Source organism: Psychrosphaera sp. 1_MG-2023 (assembly GCF_030548245.1).
Taxonomy (GTDB): domain Bacteria; phylum Pseudomonadota; class Gammaproteobacteria; order Enterobacterales; family Alteromonadaceae; genus Psychrosphaera; species Psychrosphaera algicola.
Window position 1 is genome coordinate 1 of sequence record NZ_JAUORW010000032.1, and the last position, 20,996, is coordinate 20,996.

The 20,996-nt window shown below is 38.1% G+C and carries 25 protein-coding genes; 9 read left to right on the plus strand and 16 right to left on the minus strand.

The window, feature by feature from the left end:
- Nucleotides 1-782 precede the first annotated feature (782 nt).
- Nucleotides 783-1,436: a PEP-CTERM sorting domain-containing protein gene (locus Q4575_RS18935; RefSeq protein ID WP_215961846.1), complete on the plus strand. Its 654-nt coding sequence runs from the start codon at nt 783-785 to the stop codon at nt 1,434-1,436.
- Between the two features lie 332 nt (nt 1,437-1,768).
- Here the strand turns inward: Q4575_RS18935 and Q4575_RS18940 are convergent, their stop codons facing one another.
- From Q4575_RS18940 to Q4575_RS18970, 7 genes are all read right to left on the minus strand, one after another.
- On the minus strand, nt 1,769-2,029 hold the full coding sequence (locus Q4575_RS18940; RefSeq protein ID WP_215961847.1) for a hypothetical protein: 261 nt from the start codon (nt 2,027-2,029) through the stop codon (nt 1,769-1,771).
- 361 nt (nt 2,030-2,390) lie between these two features.
- The gene (locus tag Q4575_RS18945) at nt 2,391-2,771 is read right to left on the minus strand and encodes an STAS/SEC14 domain-containing protein (protein WP_303523871.1); all 381 of its coding nucleotides are present in this window, start codon (nt 2,769-2,771) and stop codon (nt 2,391-2,393) included.
- Between the two features lie 293 nt (nt 2,772-3,064).
- Nucleotides 3,065-4,318 (minus strand): DEAD/DEAH box helicase, encoded by a 1,254-nt coding sequence (locus Q4575_RS18950; protein WP_303523872.1) that lies wholly within the window; start codon nt 4,316-4,318, stop codon nt 3,065-3,067.
- A gap of 183 nt (nt 4,319-4,501) precedes the next feature.
- Nucleotides 4,502-5,041 (minus strand): TrmH family RNA methyltransferase, encoded by a 540-nt coding sequence (locus Q4575_RS18955; RefSeq protein ID WP_215961849.1) that lies wholly within the window; start codon nt 5,039-5,041, stop codon nt 4,502-4,504.
- A gap of 50 nt (nt 5,042-5,091) precedes the next feature.
- Nucleotides 5,092-5,445, minus strand: a complete 354-nt coding sequence (locus tag Q4575_RS18960; RefSeq protein WP_303523873.1) for a 5-carboxymethyl-2-hydroxymuconate Delta-isomerase — start codon at nt 5,443-5,445, stop codon at nt 5,092-5,094.
- 66 nt (nt 5,446-5,511) lie between these two features.
- On the minus strand, nt 5,512-5,742 hold the full coding sequence (locus Q4575_RS18965; protein WP_215961851.1) for a DUF2798 domain-containing protein: 231 nt from the start codon (nt 5,740-5,742) through the stop codon (nt 5,512-5,514).
- A gap of 240 nt (nt 5,743-5,982) precedes the next feature.
- Entirely contained in the window at nt 5,983-6,681 is a 699-nt protein-coding gene (locus tag Q4575_RS18970; RefSeq protein ID WP_303523874.1) for a glutathione S-transferase, read from the minus strand.
- 176 nt (nt 6,682-6,857) lie between these two features.
- Between Q4575_RS18970 and Q4575_RS18975 the strand changes: the two genes are divergently transcribed.
- The 4 genes from Q4575_RS18975 (at nt 6,858) to Q4575_RS18990 (ending at nt 12,286) form a co-directional block, all read left to right on the plus strand.
- On the plus strand, nt 6,858-9,170 hold the full coding sequence (locus tag Q4575_RS18975; RefSeq protein WP_303523875.1) for a peptidase U32 family protein: 2,313 nt from the start codon (nt 6,858-6,860) through the stop codon (nt 9,168-9,170).
- 327 nt (nt 9,171-9,497) lie between these two features.
- The gene (gene nirK, locus Q4575_RS18980) at nt 9,498-10,898 is read left to right on the plus strand and encodes a copper-containing nitrite reductase (RefSeq protein WP_215961854.1); all 1,401 of its coding nucleotides are present in this window, start codon (nt 9,498-9,500) and stop codon (nt 10,896-10,898) included.
- 1 nt (nt 10,899) lies between these two features.
- Nucleotides 10,900-11,730 carry a formylglycine-generating enzyme family protein gene (locus Q4575_RS18985; RefSeq protein WP_303523876.1) on the plus strand — a complete coding sequence of 277 codons (831 nt, stop codon included), beginning with the start codon at nt 10,900-10,902 and terminating at the stop codon, nt 11,728-11,730.
- Nucleotides 11,723-12,286 carry an SCO family protein gene (locus Q4575_RS18990; RefSeq protein WP_272179735.1) on the plus strand — a complete coding sequence of 188 codons (564 nt, stop codon included), beginning with the start codon at nt 11,723-11,725 and terminating at the stop codon, nt 12,284-12,286. Before Q4575_RS18985 ends, Q4575_RS18990 begins: the two co-directional genes overlap by 8 nt.
- Before the next feature lie 81 nt (nt 12,287-12,367).
- Here the strand turns inward: Q4575_RS18990 and Q4575_RS18995 are convergent, their stop codons facing one another.
- From Q4575_RS18995 to Q4575_RS19010, 4 genes are all read right to left on the minus strand, one after another.
- Entirely contained in the window at nt 12,368-12,763 is a 396-nt protein-coding gene (locus tag Q4575_RS18995) for a universal stress protein (RefSeq protein ID WP_215961857.1), read from the minus strand.
- A gap of 177 nt (nt 12,764-12,940) precedes the next feature.
- Complete coding sequence (locus tag Q4575_RS19000) at nt 12,941-13,576, minus strand: sulfotransferase family protein (protein ID WP_303523877.1); 636 nt, start codon at nt 13,574-13,576, stop codon at nt 12,941-12,943.
- Between the two features lie 128 nt (nt 13,577-13,704).
- Nucleotides 13,705-14,562 (minus strand): PA4780 family RIO1-like protein kinase, encoded by an 858-nt coding sequence (locus tag Q4575_RS19005; protein WP_215961859.1) that lies wholly within the window; start codon nt 14,560-14,562, stop codon nt 13,705-13,707.
- A 117-nt stretch (nt 14,563-14,679) separates the two neighbouring features.
- Nucleotides 14,680-15,090, minus strand: coding sequence for a UPF0158 family protein (locus Q4575_RS19010; protein ID WP_303523878.1), 411 nt, complete (start codon nt 15,088-15,090; stop codon nt 14,680-14,682).
- Nucleotides 15,091-15,689: 599 nt separating this feature from the next.
- Here Q4575_RS19010 and Q4575_RS19015 point away from each other — a divergent pair.
- A complete protein-coding gene (locus tag Q4575_RS19015) occupies nt 15,690-16,661 on the plus strand; it encodes a GGDEF domain-containing protein (protein WP_303523879.1) in 972 nt (323 codons plus the stop codon).
- Between the two features lie 527 nt (nt 16,662-17,188).
- On the opposite strand, the gene Q4575_RS19020 is transcribed toward Q4575_RS19015, so the two are convergent.
- From Q4575_RS19020 to Q4575_RS19035, 4 genes are all read right to left on the minus strand, one after another.
- Entirely contained in the window at nt 17,189-17,590 is a 402-nt protein-coding gene (locus tag Q4575_RS19020; RefSeq protein ID WP_215961862.1) for a hypothetical protein, read from the minus strand.
- A gap of 121 nt (nt 17,591-17,711) precedes the next feature.
- Entirely contained in the window at nt 17,712-18,092 is a 381-nt protein-coding gene (locus tag Q4575_RS19025) for a hypothetical protein (RefSeq protein ID WP_303523880.1), read from the minus strand.
- Between the two features lie 119 nt (nt 18,093-18,211).
- A complete protein-coding gene (locus Q4575_RS19030; RefSeq protein WP_303523881.1) occupies nt 18,212-18,352 on the minus strand; it encodes a hypothetical protein in 141 nt (46 codons plus the stop codon).
- Nucleotides 18,353-18,614: 262 nt separating this feature from the next.
- On the minus strand, nt 18,615-19,064 hold the full coding sequence (locus Q4575_RS19035) for an SRPBCC domain-containing protein (protein WP_272179742.1): 450 nt from the start codon (nt 19,062-19,064) through the stop codon (nt 18,615-18,617).
- A gap of 170 nt (nt 19,065-19,234) precedes the next feature.
- Here Q4575_RS19035 and Q4575_RS19040 point away from each other — a divergent pair, with 170 nt between their 5' ends.
- The 3 genes from Q4575_RS19040 to Q4575_RS19050 all read left to right on the plus strand — a co-directional run bounded on the left by Q4575_RS19040 (nt 19,235) and on the right by Q4575_RS19050 (nt 20,198).
- The gene (locus Q4575_RS19040) at nt 19,235-19,522 is read left to right on the plus strand and encodes a helix-turn-helix domain-containing protein (RefSeq protein WP_233402556.1); all 288 of its coding nucleotides are present in this window, start codon (nt 19,235-19,237) and stop codon (nt 19,520-19,522) included.
- A 150-nt stretch (nt 19,523-19,672) separates the two neighbouring features.
- On the plus strand, nt 19,673-19,921 hold the full coding sequence (locus Q4575_RS19045; protein WP_303523882.1) for a type II toxin-antitoxin system Phd/YefM family antitoxin: 249 nt from the start codon (nt 19,673-19,675) through the stop codon (nt 19,919-19,921).
- Complete coding sequence (locus Q4575_RS19050) at nt 19,911-20,198, plus strand: type II toxin-antitoxin system RelE/ParE family toxin (RefSeq protein ID WP_303523883.1); 288 nt, start codon at nt 19,911-19,913, stop codon at nt 20,196-20,198. Before Q4575_RS19045 ends, Q4575_RS19050 begins: the two co-directional genes overlap by 11 nt.
- Nucleotides 20,199-20,387: 189 nt before the next feature.
- On the opposite strand, the gene Q4575_RS19055 is transcribed toward Q4575_RS19050, so the two are convergent.
- The coding region (locus Q4575_RS19055) for a transposase (protein WP_303523884.1) at nt 20,388-20,996 on the minus strand (609 nt) is incomplete at its 5' end.

Sequence of the window (20,996 nt, forward strand, 5' to 3'; positions counted from 1 at the left end):
TACAAAATCAGCGGCTCCCGCAACCAATTCGAATGATCAATAACCTTTTATATTAAACATTTATTTTAATACGACACACCATTTCAAAACAACAACATCGTCGGTTCACTCTTTACAAAATCAGCGGCTCCCGCAACCAATTCAAAGTTCACAATCGATTTTTAAAACGACACACCATTTCAAAACGACAACATCGTCGGTTCACTCTTTACAAAATCAGCGGCTCCCGCAACCAATTCGAATGTTCACAATCAATTTTTAAAACGACACACCATTTTAAAACGACAACATCGTCGGTTCACTCTTTACAAAATCAGCGGCAATCGCAATTACCCTTTTTGTTTTATTAGAGTTATAGATTTCCATAAATACTTGTGATGTCAATTTAGCAAAATAATTTTGAAAATTAAGTAATTGGCAATTCAGAGCGAAAAATTATGGGGTTCGCACAGTTGGTAAGTATGGTTTGTAGTATGCATACCTTCTGAAACACCAAAGCCCTCTAGTCAAACTAATCAACCACGCACTGCAATATCTATAACGATTAACGCACTAAAGCGAAGAAAAATCATCCAAAATCAATGTCAGTTTTTTTTACACCTCGCAAAGTTTCCCGGCCCAAATAAGGTTAAACCAATGAAATATAAATATAAAAATAATCGGCACAAATAATGCCTCCACTTATTAAGGGAATACTTAAAGTTAAACTTTGAGAGTAACAGGCATTAAGCTTCGCCCTAATTCTCATGACGCTATTATCTAGAATCAAAATAGGAAAAACGATGTTAAAACGTACTCTTTTTACATTTGTACTGGCTTTAATAATATCAAGCCAAGTAAACGCTACAATTATTGTTGACGCAGAATTTGAACAAGGGCAAAACGGCCTAGTCTCAAATGGTGGATGGTATTCAACATCATCACAAGCACCGTATTTTGGTGGTACGGCCAACCCAGAGGGCGATTGGGTCGCTCACGCAACAACAGGTAGCCAAGATATTTACACCAATGACATTTCTAACGGTGACTATACAATTCAAGAAGGCGCTTACACTATTTATTTCAATGCAGGCAATTGGAGTAATGAAAGTTTTCTTAATTTTGACATTACTTTTGCTGGAATGAATGAAAATCTGGCAACAACATCTACTAAAAATATGCCAGGTTCGGGCCAATGGGAGTTATGGAGTTTTACATGGGAAGTTGATGCAAATTCAGCATTTATTGGCAATGTACTTTCATTTACAGCCAACTCAATTGGCACAGCTGCTAACAGTAACGGTGCAATAGACGGCGTTGGCTCCTATAGTGCACTTGGTAATGGCTTTTTGGTGGACTATACGGCAAATGTGGTTCCTGAACCTTCAACGTTAGTGGTTTTTGCATTAACTATACTTGGTTTAGGTGCAAGACGTTCATTTAACAAAAACATCTAGCTTTTATTGCTTAGGCCGTTCTCAAGTTTGACTGCCTAAGCATTCTATACTCAAATACTTACATAACCCATAATGAAGTGTAATGTGTAATTTACCCATCTGTTGTCGTCTTTAAAAAGTTACGAGAAAGAAGCTGATTGCATTAATATTAATATCAATACCAATTGATGTATCTATTTATGCAAATTCTAATGCACAAACGAATGTTACATTACCAATTTGGATCATAATCCGGCAAATCAATAAAACTAGAAGATTGGTTATTGACAACAGTCAATGTTGGCGTTAAATATTTACTGGCTATTTTGCCAGCGCTAGAAGATAACTTATTTCTATATTGGCTGCGCTGTGAGTATGAAAATCAATATCCCAATTAAGGCAAGAACAAGGCCACCAAAAATCATTTTTCCTGGATATTCAGCTTTTTCCCAATTCAACGAACAGTAGATAAAAGATAAAGGCAAAAATAAAATAGTTCCCCAGCCAAAAATTCGCTGATTATTGCCAAGTGCGGTTGCTGCACTAATTAATGACCCAACAAATACAAACATTAATCCAAGAGCGAATAAAATTGTGGCGATTATGATATTCATACTAAATCTCGATTTATTACTCAGCAGCGCATTAAGCGACTAAAATAATACATGGCTAAAATATAAAATAACGCTCACGGAACGAACGTTATTTGGCTTACTTTACATTAGAAATTAGATAACGTTAAGCGCCATATACAAATGTGAATACCGTTCGGTAGCTAATGTGTTATCAAGAAGAATACTACGCCAGTTTTAAGTGTTTTTGCAGCATGACTGTAATAACAAATACATTATTTTATCTACGGCGTTAATACTTATATCTTGAAATTTCATTGCCAGACGCAAGCTCAGGCCAGATAGAAATAATTATTCATTCCAACAAAACAAATAGGTTAATCCATTTTGAATACGGTTTACTCTATTTATTGAGCCAATGTAGCGCTTCGTCCAATTGATCAAAATACTTAATTTCTCCAGATGTAAACCAAGATCCGATTTTAGCTGTTATTTCCTGCCAATTTTTATTCCCATAAATGGCTATTTTACGAAACTCATTGTTATGTTTAAGACCAAGTTTGAAGTCATCCCATGCGGCACGTAGTTCCCACCCTTGCAGTTCAGTACCATCAATCAATACATTAACGTTAGGATCTTTAACTTGGGCTAATGCAGAATCAATCATAGGCGTTATAATTTTGTAGTCTTCGTGCGTCAGTTTTCCAACCGCTTTGAGTGAAAGGAAAAAGTCATTTTCAGAACGCTCTATACCTATCGATAAACCGTGTTTAATAGAAGTCATAACAAAATCTCCTAATTATAAGCGCCTCTTAGAGGCAAAATAGTCTTAGTCTAAAACCTGTCCGAATCGAACATTAATCTTTTATTCGTTGTCCAATTTTATCGACTTTTTGTTTAATTGCTTATTCAACTTTAGTCTATTTGTATATTAAATGCGGTTATCATTCGTTAATTTAAACAGTCTTTATTCAACTTCTAAAGCTTAGATAATGGGATTTAAGAAGAGATTTTATCTAAAAATAAAAAAACCTGCATTTAGCAGGTTTTATATTTAAGTCAGCCTAGCGGTTCAAATTAACTTTCTAATTTTCCGCGTTTAAAACGACTTGCACGTTCAATTTGAGTTTGTGTTGCTTTGTTGGTGCGGCCAGTTTTTGAGTAAGCATGGATATTTTTGATTAAAACATCACGGTTACTCACTTCAAAATCAGCGTGATGAACTCGCTTAATTTTATTGCCAATTAATTTCTCTATTTTTGCAACCGTATGTTCTTCTTCACGACTTACCAAAGAAATTGCGGTGCCTTTATTACCGGCACGGCCAGTACGACCTATGCGGTGAACATAATCTTCTGGCAAATACGGTAAATTAAAGTTAACCACGTAATCTAAGCCTTTTATATCGAGGCCACGTGCTGCAACTTCTGTTGCTATTAAGACTTGCAGTTTGGTTGATTTAAAGTCCGCTAATGCGCGTCGACGAGCGCCCTGCTTGATATCACCATGACACACGGCAACCTCAATGCGTTGCTGTTGCAATGATCCCATTAAACGGTCGGCCTGTTCTTTAGTGCTGGTGAAAACCAACACTTGAAACCAATTGTACTGTTTAAATAGTTCTAAAAAGAGTTCTACTTTGCGGCGCTCTTCCACTGGGTACATAACATGCTCAATGGTGTCGGCAGTAATGTTTTGTTTTGCGGCACTAATAACAACATGGTTTTTTAATATTTTATGAGCCAAACCACTTACTGCATGGGAGATGGTCGCAGAGAACAACATCGTCTGGTGCGTAGATGACGTGTATTGGATCAATTTTTGAACATCTGTAATAAAGCCCATATCTAACATACGGTCAGCTTCGTCTAATACTACAAATTCAACTTTAGCTAAATCAACATTACATAATGAAATGTGCTCTAACAAACGACCGGGTGTGGCAATAAGAATATCAGTCCCAGCTTTCAATTTTGCTGCCTGACCAGACATTTTGCCACCGCCGTAAACTGAAGTAACGCTAAATGGTAAAAACTGCGCGTATTCTTTAATGGTATTTGCTAATTGCTCAGAAAGCTCGCGAGTTGGCGTTAAAACAAGCGCACGTGGACTCGAAGACGTTTCAGTAACAGGTTTATCAATCAATTTTTGTAAAATGGGTAATGCAAACGCAGCGGATTTACCGGTCCCTGTTTGTGCATTAGCTAATACATCTTTTCCGCGACGTATTGATGGAATAGCCTGTTGTTGAATTGGCGTCATTTCAGAATAGCCACAAGCATCAATGGCTTGTTGTAATTCTGGGGCAAAATCTTGTGAAGAAAACTTCATACGGCATTCCTATTGGGCTAATGCAAAACGAGTATTTAGCGACTAATTTGGGCATAAAAACGCCACTGCTAAATTTTGATCGCGCATTGTACAGGATTTTTTACCTTTTAACTGCTTTGTTGATAAAACAATCTAAAAATATTCAACACTGAACACAGTCGTTGGTTTTTTGGCTTTGTGAAATTAAGCTTTACGTAGATGATTCGCAACTTTCGCCAAAACTATTGCACCGGCCGTTGAAACGTTCAACGAATTTCCCATACCAAACATAGGAATATGGATATGCTGGTCGCTTATCTGCAATGCCGCTTCGCTAACACCTTTTCGTTCATTACCAAACACTAAAACGCAAGGAGACGCATAGTCCACCTCGCTATAATCAACAGACTCCTGACAAAGTTCTACACTATAAATGGTATTGCCCTGCTCTTTGAGCACATTTAAGGTCGATATCGTATCGTTACTGTATTCAATGCAAACCCATTTTGCTTCGTTTCTAGATGCTTTCTTAAATTTTTTGTCAGAGATAGTTAACTCACCGCAAATGATGATTTTTTCTATTGCAAAGGCATCTGCTAAGCGGATAAACGAACCAATGTTATAGCTATTTGTAACATTGTCTAAAACCAGTATTAACGGTGTTTTAGGTTGCGACAAATACTCTTCCCGACTTGGTTTACTTTTTCTCAGATCTTCTTTTGTCATTTGCATTCTAGATTGCATGTTTTCCACTTTAATTCAGGTCATTCCAACTACTAATTCAGTCGCAATATTTACGTCGCGATAAGCATTGCTCGGTTACAATACGTTGCTTTTTCAAAGTCATATATATTCATCGCAATATTATTAACACTTGGATAAAGGCTCACGAGATGTTTTACAATTTCATGTGACAACATGGCTTTTTGATCGATATTCCGCCCTTCCATAATATGCGCAAATACATGAATAAAATCGCTTGTTTGCCCACCGACTAAAAAAGTATCAAATGCGTTAACACGAACTTTAATATCGCCTTCGTCGAACAGCCCTGTTGAAAACGCGACTTTGTGAACGCCGCTAATTACAGACTTTTCATCATGTTGCGCCAAAACATTTTTTGAACAGTCAATGACAAAGTGTGGCATTACTTCTCCTAGCTAATCATTCTTTTCAGCCATAAACTCAAAGATTATCTAACTGACAAAAGGTTGTTAGTTTTCGTCGACTAAAACAACAGAAACAAGTTTATGAACTAAAGGCGACACCACTAAAATGGTTGGGAACGCGACAATAAAGGCAAAGCTCCAAGCCTGTAGCCAAATTGAAACGATATTTGACACAAATCCAACATTAAATACAGAGATGATAAACGACATTATGCAAGACATTAAAAATGCCATAAAAAATGAAAAAACTAATTTGTGATGTTTTCGTGAAATCATTAAAAAATCCATAAATGTTTGAACTGAAGACCGCTTCATTCGCGACCAATTCGATTATTCTACAACGGCAGTAAAGGCCAATATTCTGTTAACTGACGTAATTTGAGGCAAATTTTCATAGGGTTACTTTTTGTTTATGCACCACTATGTTTATTCACAATAATGTTAATGCTTTTGATGACTATTGTACTATCGAATTATGACTAAAGCACAAACTCCGTCAATACGCACAAATACAGTTTATATGTCGCCAAATTTAACTATTGGTTGACCCGCTTGCCACAAAGGGTATTTTGCCATCACTTTGGTAAACATAGCGCTTTGCAAATAACGGTTAAGCCAACGTTTAACATTTGGATAAGATGACTGCAGATACCACTTACGTTCGACTCTGGCAAACTGCCGAATAAACGGTAAAAGCGCAATGTCGGCCAAACTTTCGTCATCATCAATTAAATACGCATGTGAACTTAGACGTTGTTCTAACGCTTTAATATACATTTCACAGGCTTCGCGTTTTTGCTGTAAATCATCTTCGTGATAACGCTTCGCGCATTTATATTGTTCCAAACAAGTTTTAAACTCGGTATCAAAGACGTGGACCAGCGCCAATATATCCTCTAATTCTTTGCTCAGAACACTCGATACACTCGATTCAACCTGCTTGTTTTTATCGGTAAATTGACTTCGTAACAGATTACTCGGATCGCTTTGGTTTAATACCCAAAGCATGACCTCTAAACTTTCATCAATGACCTTATCAGGGGTGACAACCAATACCGGCACCGTTGCTTTTGGCGACGCCAATAGCATTTCAGTTGGTTTGTTACTTAATACTATGTCACGTAATTCAACGGCTTGTTTCGTTCTAAAAATCGCTAATCGAGCTCGCATTGCAAAAGGACAATTTCGTAAAGAATATAAAATAGGTAACGTCATTAACTTGGTATTGCCTTGGATTTAACCGCATTTAAAATAAAAAGCCTTATTAATATACAGCGTATTAGGAAATTACCCATTTTAGCGGTATTAAGTGGCGTATTATACAGGTAAAATTGCCGTCGCAAAAATTTCAATCAGTATTTAGTTTACGTAATTAACAAGAAGTTGAATAAATGAATCCTAAAATAGAATTATTAGCCCCAGGTGGTGATATTGACGCGATAAAAGCGGCAATAATAGCGGGTGCTGACGCAGTGTATTGTGGCCTAGACACATTTAATGCCCGTAACCGCGCCTCTAACATCTCATTCGACGAACTTGTTGGTGTAATTCGTTTAGCTCATCATTACCAATGCGAAATTTTCTTAACCTTAAACATTGTTATTTTAGAGCGCGAATTTAAGTCAATCGCTAAATTACTGAGCAAACTTGCTAATACCACACTAGATGGCGTTATCGTACAAGATATCGGTTTGTTTTACGTACTCAAAAAATACTTTCCAACCCTTGATATACATGCTTCAACACAGATGACCACACACAATGTTGGGCAAATTCCTTTCCTTAAAAAACTCGGAGCGTCTCGTGTAAACTTATCCCGAGAACTTAATTTAAAAGAAATAACCGCAATGGCCGAAACCGGCCACAGACATAATGTACTCACGGAAGTTTTTGTACATGGCTCGCTCTGTGTTGCGTTTTCAGGATTATGTTATTCAACGTCTGCAAGTGTAGGCAATTCAGGTAACCGCGGAAGATGTAGTCAGGCCTGCCGCGAAGAATACGAAACAACGCCATCGGGCAATAACTTCCCTTTAAATATAAAAGATAATTCTGCGTTTTTCGACTTACCGGCCCTTATCGAAGCAGGTGTTCATTCTTTTAAAGTTGAAGGTCGTATAAAAGGTGCAAGCTACGTACATACTGTTATTGATAGTTTTAGAAAACAAATTGATGGTTTTGTTAAAACCGGAGAATTAACCGAAAACGGTGAACGGTTATACAAAGTATTTAACCGCGATTTTTCTAACGCATTTTTACGCGGCGATTTAAACCAATCTATGTTTATCGAAAACCCACGGGATAATTCGAAAAACCATGCGATAGAAGCAAGTAATGCAATATCGGTCGTGCAAATTCATGATGTCGAACAAAACCTAAGCCAAGAAAAAGACCAAATCACCGCCTCAGTATTTGACAAAATAAGACACCTAACCATAGACAAACCGTCTCTAACGCTGGCGTTTAGTGGCGATGTGGGTACAGCATTGACGATAACAGTGACCACAGAAGAAATATTATCGCTTAGAAGTAAACCTATCATAAAAACCTTTACTGTTGAGTCAACAGAGTTGTTAAAATTGTCAGGTAAAGCGCCGCTCGATCAAGCCGCAATCGACAAACGTTTCAAAAATTTAGACAGCGCTGCATTTAACCTGGTCGCAATCGATACAAGCGGCTTAGCAAATAACGTAAGCATTCCTTTTAGTATTTTGACGTTATTAAAAAATGAAGTTCGCTACTTATTAAATAACGGCCATAAAGTACTGCCAGAAGTTATTTTGCCTAAACTCGAAGATCATCCTAAATCATCACCAAATAAACCAAATTCTCGTGCAAATTTATCACTACTAATTTGTGATGAAGCAGATGTTGGCTTAGCAGACATTACCGACGCCGACATTTACTTTAAATTGCCCGACGCTTATAAACGTGGTTGCACCAAATATGTCGGCTTTTTACAGGATAACCCTCGACTGATCCCTTGGTTTCCACCGGTTCTTATTGGTAAAGATTTTGACGTTGCATTAAATATTTTAGAACAAGTCAAACCTAAACTTATTGTAACCAACAATACAGGAATAGCGCATCGAGCTTATGAGTTAGGTATTAAGTGGATTGCAGGGCCATTTTTAAACACGACAAACACCTATGCCTTACTCGCGATGCAAGAAGAGTTTAATTGCAGCGGTGCGTTCATTTCTAATGAAATAAATCGACCACAATTAAAAAGCCTTTCCAGACCCAAAGGGTTTAAGTTGTTGTACAGTATTTATCATCCAATTTTATTGATGGCGAGCAGGCAGTGTTTCTTTCAACAAAGTGTCGGTTGTGAAAAGCCGCGAATTGATAATGGCTGTATGTTGTCGTGTGATAAATCCACGAGCATCACAAATCTAAAGGGCGATTCATTTGCAATAGATAAACAAAAAGCTGGCTATCCAAGTATTTATAACAAAGATCAATTTTTGAACACTGAAGTCATCGACGATCTGAGTGACTTGTTCGACGACTTTATGATTGATTTAACTAATATTGGTGCCGGTGATAAACAAAGCCCCGACAAAGTGGAACTTATTGCTCTATTTGAACAATACCTAGAATTAACTTCTGCGGTAAATAAAGACACCATTACCCAAATTAACCAAACGCTTAACGCTATGGTTCCTGAGTCTACAAATGTTCAATACCACAATGGATTGTAGTTTAAATATCGCGAGATAAGTCGTCATACTAACCTTGGGGTATATGGTTACGATGCCATTACCCCAAATGACGCAGAGTTTAATTTACTGTTAATTATTCGAATAATAATTAACACACCTCTATCATTTATTTATTCACCTTCCTTAATTTAATGACCCATATTAGTAGTTTTACTCACTGACCACGTCATGTAATCACCTTGAAAAATTCAATAATTTACAGTAGCAATTTATCGTCAATTTAGTTGATCTAAATCAAGCCAACATTCCATCAATAGCCAATACTCACCCCATAGATTTTAATTCAGTTAACAAAAGGTTAATGGCATGAGAGTTCGACAAATTACACACATAATTGGGTTGTTGTTCGTCATTGGAGTTATATCAGGTAATGCACAGGCCAATAACTTAAAAACAGAAAAGGCAATACTGACTGCCCCGCCAATGGTGCCACCTCCACTCAACCGCGATCACAGTGCTAAAGTGGTTATTAAACTCGAAACCAAAGAGCAAATAGGCGCTCTCGCCGATGGCGTTGACTATGTTTTTTGGTCCTTTGGTGACACGGTTCCAGGTAGTTTTATTCGGGTCCGTGAAGGCGATGAGATCGAATTTCATTTGTCGAATCACCCGAGTTCTAAAATGCCACATAATATCGATTTACATGCGGTAACCGGACCTGGTGGCGGCGCCGAGTCATCATTTACCGCCCCAGGACACACATCGACATTTAGCTTTAAGGCTCTAAATCCGGGTTTGTATATCTATCACTGTGCCACAGCACCGGTTGGGATGCATATTGCAAACGGTATGTATGGACTCATTTTGGTCGAACCTGAAGAAGGCCTACCACCTGTAGATAGAGAATATTATGTTGTACAAGGCGATTTTTATACCAAAGGAGAGTTTGGTGAGGCCGGTTTACAACCTTTTGATATGGCAAAAGCCATCGACGAGGACGCAGACTATGTTGTATTTAATGGCTCTGTTGGCAGTACAACAAATGAAAATGCATTGACCGCGAAAGTTGGTGAAACCGTTCGACTCTATGTTGGTAACGGTGGCCCCAACTTAGTATCGTCGTTCCACGTTATCGGAGAAATATTTGATACTGTCTATGTTGAAGGTGGAGATCTCAAAAATCATAACGTGCAGACTACATTAATTCCAGCGGGCGGCGCTGCCATTGTCGAATTTAAAGTCGAAGTACCAGGAACCTTTATTTTAGTCGATCATTCTATTTTTAGAGCGTTCAACAAAGGTGCATTGGCCATGCTCAAAGTCGAAGGAGCTGAAGCAGAGGCAATATTTTCAGGCAAACAAGCCGACAGTGTATATTTACCAGAAGGCTCAGCAATTCAATCACTTGAAAATAATCATATGGCTGTTACGGCAAAAACCAAAGCTGAACAAATTCGCTTCGGCCAACGTGTATACGAGGCCAACTGCATGGCTTGTCATCAATCAAACGGTCAAGGGATCCCTTCTGCATTTCCACCGTTAGCAAAGTCTGACTACCTAATTGCCAACCCTATGTTAGGTGTAGATGCAATTATTCATGGCCTTTCAGGTCCGGTTAAGGTCAATGATGTAACCTATAATAGTGTTATGCCAGCAATGAGCCTTAATGATCAAGATATAGCTAATGTGATCACTTTTGTCCTTAATAGTTGGGATAACCCAGGTGGCCAAGTGACCGCAAACGAAGTGGCAAAAAGGCGTAAATAACATGATTACGATGTTGTTGCTGATGTCCGCAACATTGACAGAGCCGTCAAATATGGTGGCTCTGCCAAAAGGAAACTATAGGCCGCTTTACATGAGTAAAACCAGCCCACAAACAAAAGTAGACGCCTTTAGCATTGATGTAACCCCGGTGACCAACCAACAATATCTAACCTTTGTATTGACTAATCCAAGGTGGCAACCAAATTCAATACCGCAAATATTTGCAGAACCCCAATATCTTCAACATTGGCAACCAATAGCAGATCAAAAAACTAGCGAATTTAATGATGAAAACAAGTTAGTAACGCTTCCTTCTGCAGATCAAATGAATAGTCCTGTGACAAATGTATCTTGGTTTGCCGCACAGGCCTATTGCAAGGCTCAAAACAAACGGTTACCTACGGTTGCTGAATGGGAACGAGTCGCAAGTGCTAGCGAAACTCAGGAAAATGGCAGTTTAGAAAAGGATTATCATGCTCGTATTTTAGAATGGTATAGCCGCCCGAATAGCAAGTTTTTACCAGAAGTTGGCTTAACATCGGCAAACTATTGGGGGGTAAAAGACTTACATGGATTGATATGGGAATGGACTGAGGATTTTAACTCTGCCTTGGTCAGCGGCGAATCCCGCAGCGACAGTAATATCAATCAAAAATTATTTTGTGCTGCTGGCGCACAGGGGGCGGCTGACCCAAGTGATTATGCCGCATTTATGCGATTTGGCTTTAGGTCAAGTTTACAGGCCAAATTCACCTTACCAAACTTAGGTTTTCGGTGCGCTAAAACATACGCGACAACATACGCTACAACACAGGATCAAACTAATGATTAAATTTAATATTCTAACGGTAAGTAAGATTATTGGGTTCATGTTACTGCTAAGTATGAAGTCATACGCAGTTCCACAAGACTCCATTTATCAGCTAAAAAACAACTGGCTAAATCAAGACGGAAAAACGCTTACGTTGGGCAGTTTTAATGGCAAAAAGCAGTTGGTGAGCCTTATTTACACCCATTGCTTGCACACCTGCCCTACTATTGTTTCAACGATGCAAGCTATTGAAAGCAATTTAACAGAAGACGAAAAACAAAATGTGGGTTTCATTTTAGTTTCATTGACGCCTACTACTGATACTCCGGAAGTCCTGCGAGAATTTGCTCAATCTAGAAAACTGAACTTAGATAAATGGAGTTTACTTACAGGAACGCCTGAAGACGTAAGGACATTGGCCATGGTTCTTAATATTAAATTTCAAGACATGGACGACAATGAGGTTAATCATTCCAATTTGATAACCGCACTAGACGATGAAGGCAGGATCAGGTTTCAAGAAATTGGCGTGCTTAGTAATGTGGCAAAAACAACCGATAAATTGAATACATTTTAACGGAAACTAAGCATGAAAATAATAGCGAAACTGGCAATAAATACGACAGTTTCGCCTGACAATTGACCGCAATCTCAGATATTAGATCTTGATGAGTGAAACATCACATTTAGCGTAATTTGCCACACCATTCGCGGTTGAACCTATCAGAGCATGTAAGCCCTTTTTAGAATGGGTACCTAGTATTATTAGGTCGGCATTTTTCTTCTCAGCCAAAGTGCATATCTGCTCATAAGGCTTACCAAACTTAACTGATACATTCTTCTGAGAAATACCCAATTTATCAGTCATGGCATTAATTGTAGGTAAGGTTTTTTCCTTAAATTCTTTTTGATAGTCCTTAGGCAATAAAGAATACGAAATCACATTAGTGACATATAGTTTTGCGTTACATAACTGTGCAAATTGGTGGGCTTTTGCAAGCACATTTTCACCTTCGTCACTGGCTTCTATCGCACATACAATCGTTTTATACATAAGAACTCCTAAAAGTTGTAATCCTAATTACATAAGTTATCAGTAGTTTAAGTCTTTAACAATCAATTTGGGATGGCTATTTACATTTCATTTATTGATTTGCAAAACTATACCAAACCGGTATAAAAAACAGTGTAAAACAACTTGATAATTATCTAGCTTTACCCGGTTCTAGCACTATTTTGGGCCGTCTAAAACATAGTCAAAATATTTTCTATGCTCCACTCCGGCAAGATTAGAATTTACTTTACTTTTGTGTTTGTATTCTCTCCAACTCGCGACGTTACGACCCACATTTAACTTTGGAAAGGTTGTACTATCGGTCATTGGCAGTTCCAAAAACTCACTCATTCTTTGTAAACTATCGGAATGACTAACATCAATTGATAAAAAGTCTTCGCGGTCTTTAAAATAAGCCAACACACCTCGTTGATGGCGAATGTAGCAGTCTGTCAATTCAGCCTGTGACAGCGGTAGATTTACGGAAAAAGTATGGTGAAAGCTACGTTTTAAAATTGGATGAAATTTACCAAACTTTGGAACTAAGTGAGGCGCCATTTTCCCTAACAACATCGTTATAGAAGGCAACCAAGAATCGAGTTCTCTGGTTAAATAAATAAATTTAGAATTGGGAAACAATTGGTCCAAATGTTCATAGTCGCTAAAACACGGAGCATCAGATATAGCGTCAGCAACTTCAAATGCTTTTTTAGTAAAAGCGGTATGTGCCACAGTTAAACCCATTTCTAATAACGCGACACTAATACTGGTTGTTCCGGTTCGCGGCAAGCCAATAATAAATATTTTCGACATACAAAATTTCTTTTATTTACAAATAAGGAGATAACTGATCGGTAACGATTGGAATAAGGCCAAACTCGTTGTTGGCCTGTCACCGTTTAGCCTTTGATAAAGGTAATTAACAACCTGAACTACGAAAATTAGAATTCGTCATCAGGGCCATTTATCCGTTCTTGCCGTTCAAGTTCTTCTTCCATCGCAGCGTTTATTTCCACCAAAATCCCTTCTACATCGGCAATGGTATTATCATCCTCAAATTCACCTGTAAGTGTTGAATTTGGAGTTAATTTACCTTCTTTAAATAAGGCCCACATTTCTTTAGCGTATTGCGTTTCTAACAACTGTGGTGCAAATTCACCGTAATAACGACGCATATTGTTAACATCACGAATAAACATTTTTTCAGCGCTATTGTTTGCCGCCGCATTCACCGCCTGGGGTAGATCAATTATTACAGGGCCAACGTCGTCAACTAAAACATTAAATTCCGATAAGTCACCATGGACAATGCCCGCACAAAGCATCAGCTTAATATAATGCATCATCTGCGCATGATCTTTGAGCGCCTTTTCCTCAGACATCGAAACATCACCAAGACGTGGCGCGACATCTCCGTCTTTATCAGAAACCAGCTCCATGATTAACACACCATCGACACAACCAAATGTTTCTGGTACGCGCACCTCAGCATCGGCTAAACGTGATAGAGCGTCAATTTCAGCATTTTGCCAAATTTCTTCTTGTTGCTGACGGCCATAGCTTGAACGTTTTCCCATTGCACGCGATTGACGGCCACTTCGGACTTTACGCCCTTCTTGATACTGAGCGGCATTTTTAAAACTGCGTTTAACGGCATCTTTATAGACTTTTGCACAGCGAGTTTTATCGCCACATCGAACAACAAAAATATCGGCTTCTTTGCCACTCATCAAGCGACTAATTACTTCGTCAATTACACCATCATCGGCGAGGAGTTCAAGGCGTTTAGGAATTTTCACGTATACTCTGCTATCGGATTTTTAGATTCGGTGGTTATTGTAACAAGAAAATTCACCTTGTTTTTGCCTATTTAGCACACTTAGGCAAAGTGATATCGGGAACCTAATATTTTGCGCTTAAGTGTAGTTAATTGAATTGGCTTTACACCAGTCGATTACGGCTACCTTAATTTTATTGTTTTCATAGGCATACCAATTATCAGTTTGGCCTCTGTTATCCAACAGCGTTTTGAAACGTTCATAAGCACCACTTCTGCTAAAAACAGATAAAATATAGCCGGATTTATCAGGCATGTTTAAAGCAGTAAAATCCAGTGCGAGCCGTTTACCTAAATCTAAAGCGCGTTTTGTCGGAATTTGAAGGTATTTACCTGCTTCATTTAGATCACTAGGAGCAGGTTCGTCGATCAGATCCCCAATGTAAATAATGTCACCACTTTTACGATTAATATACGCTTCATTATCAAACACATGTGAAGCTGAAACAAATTCAACGGCGTTTATAATTTCATCTAAGTCAATAATCAATGTGTATTTCCCCTACTACGTTACATACTTACACCAGTCTACAATGGCTAAAATTAGTAATTGTTTCAAAAGAGAAAACTCTTTAATCAACGCTCGTAGTAGTTTGTGTACGATTTAACCTTCATGCAACTTGACCAGTCGCTCGCGGATAACTTACCAAGTTGAATGTATGTAAATGTTATAACAATTATGTTGACGTATATACTTAAGTAAATGATTATTTTTATCTGTATTAAGTAGCTAAATATATGTTCTATATTTTACGATTTGGACAGCTTGTTAGCCTAATAAAAACCATTTTAATGTTGAGTATTAATGTTAACAATCAGGCTTTGCGTTCAGTTTACATGGGCCAACTTGCACTGTATTATTGCTTTTTGGTTTAAAACCAAGTAATTAAAAAATATTGATTACGGTGAAAGCGCAATACAATAGACAACGTTTAAAACATATTTGAAATTTATTAGATACTTAAATATACATAAGTTATAAATTTAGAGCTATTTACTGGTACTAAAAGTGGCTAGCAGATGATCTAAAATTTTTCTATTTGTGAGATTACCTGCCTGGTAATTATTCAATTTTATTGCGAGTGCGTTATGATCAATCAGTTACAGGAAAAATACCAGTTGTCACTTTTATTGCTATTAGCCGCAGTAGCAATCTTGGGTGTTTTTCCATTTGTTATCTTGCGCTATATGGCTGGCAATTATACCGCAGCGATAATTGATATGTCTCTAATAGTCGGCATGATTGTATTTGTTGCTTTTGCCTATTATTCCAAAAAAATTCGGATTTTAAGCGCTGTAATCGCGATATTTATTAATACTGGAGTCGTTGTTATTGTGCTCGCAAATGGTATGGATAGTTTTTTTTGGGTGTACCCTGTCTTTGCCAGCACTTTTATTCTACTCAAACCTATCGAAGCTTTTGGTGCAAATATTGTCGCAGGGGCTTCATTGGTGGCTCTATCAGATATATTTACTGTTATCTCGCTCGAATCATATATCGTCACTATATTAATGTTAACGATAAGCGCGTTTGTATACTCTAATCACAGCCTAAAGCAATTCAAGTTATTAGAAGAACTCAACACAATTGACCCCTTAACCGGCGCTTTCAATCGCCGGGCACTAACGACAGATTTAGACGCCGCGTTATCCAGTTCAGAACGTAACGGCAGTAGTCAATTATTAGCTATTTTAGACGTAGATTACTTTAAAAAAGTAAACGACAAACACGGGCATGCTGCTGGTGACCAAGTGCTAAAAAACTTTGTTAGCATAACCAAAGCACATATTCGTAAGTACGATCGGCTTTACCGTTTTGGTGGGGAGGAATTTGTGTTGTTGATCTCTGGAATGGACAATCACCAACATCGCTTTATTGATAATCTTAGAACAGCAATAAAAAATGAGTTAAAAACCCCCGATGGAAAAGAAATAACAGTTTCATTTGGCGTAGCACCTTGGGTTTTAGGAACGACAGCCGATTCTTGGCTTAACAGTGCCGACAAGGCCCTCTACCAAGCGAAAGAAAACGGCCGTGACTGTGCTGTTTTCAGTGATTAATAAATCCCATTGAGCTAATGAATGTTAAAACATCTATTGCGGCTAGCGTTGCGATAAAATCAATATTGGACACCAAGGCTTGAGTTTTGAGTCAATACGTTAGCCATTCGTAAGAACATCCCATTCACCATAATTATCAAATGGGTCTGTAATCGATGCAAAGTTTGCGCGAAACCCAATGCGTCATTATTCCGCCAGAAGCCCATTGTGAAACGTCATCCCTTAACAATAACGGACGAAACAATTTAAGAAAAAGTAAATAGCTTATTTTTCCAACCAAAGATAGGAGTACAGTAAGATGACATTAATGGACGACTATTCATAATCCCAGACTTATCAATGATATGTTTCATCTTAATTTGAAGCATAAAACATAAGAATAAAGCTAGTGTTTCATACAAAACATAAGTTTCCAGTAAGAGATTTGAGCCACTAACGCCCAACTTTCGGTCAAATAATAGTTGGTTAAAATAAGCGACGAAGGAACAAAAACCAACGGTTATGTGCCCCCTTCCTTCATGCGCTTGTTAAATGGCAGGTCTTGAATAGACAGACAACAAAGGAAACTTACTCTCTCCAAAATTGATAGTTAAGGAAAGTGTTTCGTCTGCTTTGAAATTTTGAGAAAACTCAATGGGAATTATGCGTTGACCATTTGCTACTAATGCCATGAGGTGCTTATTGGTTAAACTCCGACTTCCTGAAGCTAAGTTTGTCAAAGTTACCACAGCCCAACGTTCACCGACTTCATTACTCATTAGCACAAAATTATTAACTTGAAAATCACTTTGCTCTGGCTGAATATTTGACTCATTAGGGAAAGCCAAGCCAAAGCTGTTAGGCACAATTCTATCGATGGAAAGAACCTCATCACTTGAGTATGCAACAAATGAACTGGCTAGTAATATCCAAGAAATTATCTTTAACATTTTAATCCCCCTAAAGGCAAATAACGCCTCAAAAAAGAGGCAAAAAATAGTTGCTTAAAATAAGCGACGCAGGAGCAAAAACCAAATGTCATTTGCCCTTATTTAACAGCTTGTTATATTCTCAATCCACTGAAATTGTTAAAGTTACTGAAATTCCGCAACTCTCGCCATAGCCAAAGTTTAAATAATAAATCTCATTTACACTCGATTGAGCAGTAAACCAAACCTTGGTAACACCTTCGTCTTCAAAAGGTTTTAAAGTAGCAAAGAAATTTGGATTTTCTAGGCTACCTTTAAAAATAGCCACATTATCAAATTTTTCATCTTTGATTTCTTTTGGAATCGTAACAATGATTCTGTATGAGCCTTGGTCTAGCTTTTTATTCACATCAAAAAGATTTGAGTATTCTATCTTCCAATCGCTCATTTGTTTTTCTGAAATCATACAAGTTGTTGCATGAGAGAAAAAGCAAAAGAAATACAGTATAAAAGCTAAACGCATACTCGAAACTTTCCTGAAAATATAACGCCGCCAACACGCGCGTATTTTTTGTGGAGCCGCAGGCGGAACGAAAAATACGTCGAGGTGCTTGGCCTTGTTATGTGATTGCGGTAGCGTGGTCATTGCCTGACTTCAACTGTAGCTTTCTGTGCATTCTTTTTTCCATCTTTCATATCTGTGACTTTATAGATTGCACCGGATTTATCGTATGTAGTCCATTCTCCAACCTGGATACCGTCTCGATAAGTTCCAGATCTCATTTTGGTGCCGTCCTTGCGAAACCACTCCCAATACCCAACTGGAGTATTACCTATCACCTGTCCTTTAGCCCAAATCGAACCATCTTTATGGTACTGGGTAAATTCTTTGACAGCCTTCTTATTCATTTTTCTTGCTCAATGTTGAACGTTCACATAACGCTCGCTTCTGCTGCGCCGAAACTGGAGTGTTTTTGTGTTAATGTTTGAGAGCAGCGAGTAACACAAAAACGCGGAAGTTTTGGCGTCAGACTAGAAGCGCTTGTTAGCCTTTATTTACTCTAGCAATCTGCTTTTCCAAATAAGCCTTAAATGCTGACCCAAAAAAGTGATCCCAGCCAGAATTACAAATACTATAGCAATTTACTTCTGGAGTTAACCCAACATGAGTAAAATGAACATCCGTATTTTCACCCTTACCAATGATGCTGAACCGTAATGTCGTGTTTTCCCACTCCCTCCTCATTTCCGGAGTTGTAACTGGGTGAATATGATCTGCTTGATAGCAGAACAGTTCTACGAGTCTATTTGCTTCTAGCTTAACAACTTCAAAAGACCATGTAGTGCCATCTTCAAACTTAGCTGTTGTTTTATCCCCAGTTCTATCTACTGTAGATGTCATATCAGTCCACCAATTTGACATCTCTTTTGTTAGTGCATCAAAAACACGCTTCGGGGTGACTTTGACTGTTATTGTATGTTCGTAATTTTTCACTATTGAGCCCTCTTCTGTATTGTAGAGAATAATATACTTAAATCAGTATAAAAATATAAGTAGGCAATAATTTAGTATATAGTATGTTTTTTAATACTATTGGCATTATAAGTCGACCTATGACATCGAGAAAAAATACAACGCAATCCGCCGAAGGGACGCTATGCCCAATGCCTCAGATAGCAAAACTCATTGGAGGAAAATGGAAATTAATTGTGCTGCAAATTTTGATTTTTCATGGAACTCACAGATTCAATGAGTTACGCCGGAAGATCGAAGGCATCACTCAAGCTATGCTTACAAACCAGTTAAGAGCACTGGAAGAGGATGGATTAATATCGAGAAAAGTTTACGCGGAAGTTCCTCCACGCGTCGAGTACTCTGCTACGCAAAAAGCAATGGATTTAAATGAAATGTTTGAAGCCATGCATCGCTGGTGGGTTACGTATGAAGGCTAACGCCTCGTTAAGAGGCAAATAATATGTTGGCTAAAATAAGTGAGGCACGAACAAATAGCCAACTGTTATTTGTCCTTCTTTAATGACTTGTTATGTTTCATCGCTTATACTAAACCTAATTAACGACCACTTTAAAGTACTGGTGATAGTATGACAACTAGAATATTAACTGAAGCTGCTGCAAGTATAAGCGAATTAAAAGCTAATCCAATGAAGGTTGCTTTAAGCGCACATGGTGAAGCCATTGCTGTTTTAAATAGAAATGAACCTGCCTTTTACTGCATACCAGCAGACACGTATGAGTTTATGATAGATCACATGGAAGATCTAGAGCTATTAGCAGTTGCTGAGCAACGTAAAAATGAAGCTAGCATAAAGGTTAGCTTAAATGAGTTATGAGTTAGAATTTAAAAAGTCAGCACTAAAAGAATGGAAAAAACTAGGGGCAACAATTCAAGCTCAATTTAAGAAAAAGCTCGTAGATATTCTAGAAAATCCACACATTGATAGCGCAAAATTGTCTGGAGGTAATGAACTTTACAAAATAAAATTGAGGCAAGTTGGCTATAGATTAGTTTATGAAGTGAACGATTCAGTGGTTACAGTGACAGTCATTTCTGTTGGAAAACGTGACAAAGGAAAAGTATATAAAGTTGCGATGGACAGATTAGTATAGAAACATAACGAGCCTGTAGATTAACTCGTTTATCTATTAATTTTTATGGCATAAACGTTATCTGAGTTTTATTGAGCTTTCAATTTTAAATTCTAATTTACTGTGCGATTTCGGGGATTATCGACTTTAAAGCCTTTTTTGGGAATAGGATGAGTGATTGACGGGGTCTATAAGCCCATAGGCTATGGATTAATGCAGTCTGTCCTTTAGCTTCTCTATATTATGAACCAGACAATACATTTGCCATTGGGCATTTACCTTTTCCTGCCCTCGTAGGGTGAATTTATCCATGCCTTTATTAACACATATGTTGCCAAATACCGGCTCTATTGCCCCTAACCGTTTGCTGTATTGCCGTCGGCCTATCGAGCTGTCTATTTTGACTTTCATCCGGTCGGTAAAACTCAGCGATTTTTCTTTATTAATTTGAAACTGAACTTGGCGCCCGGTCTTGTTTGGCGGCTTTCTCATACACTCGCGTTGCAATGGACACGATTTACAATCTTTCAAGTAACCGGTAAACCGCACATACGATTTGCCACCGCTGTTAATACTTTGGCTTTGTCGCCACAGCGTTTTCCCTGCCGGACATTGGCAACTGCCGCTTTCTTTATCAAAGTAAAAGGCCTCAGATGTGAACAGTTTGCTTTTTACTTTTCTGCGTTTGTGTCGACGCTTTTCTTTTTCACTTTGATACTTTTCACTACTTTTAAACAGAGGATTTCGACTTCTAAATCCTGTATCTGCAACATAACAATCTAACCCTGTGCTCGATAAATAGCTTAAGTTTGCTTCACT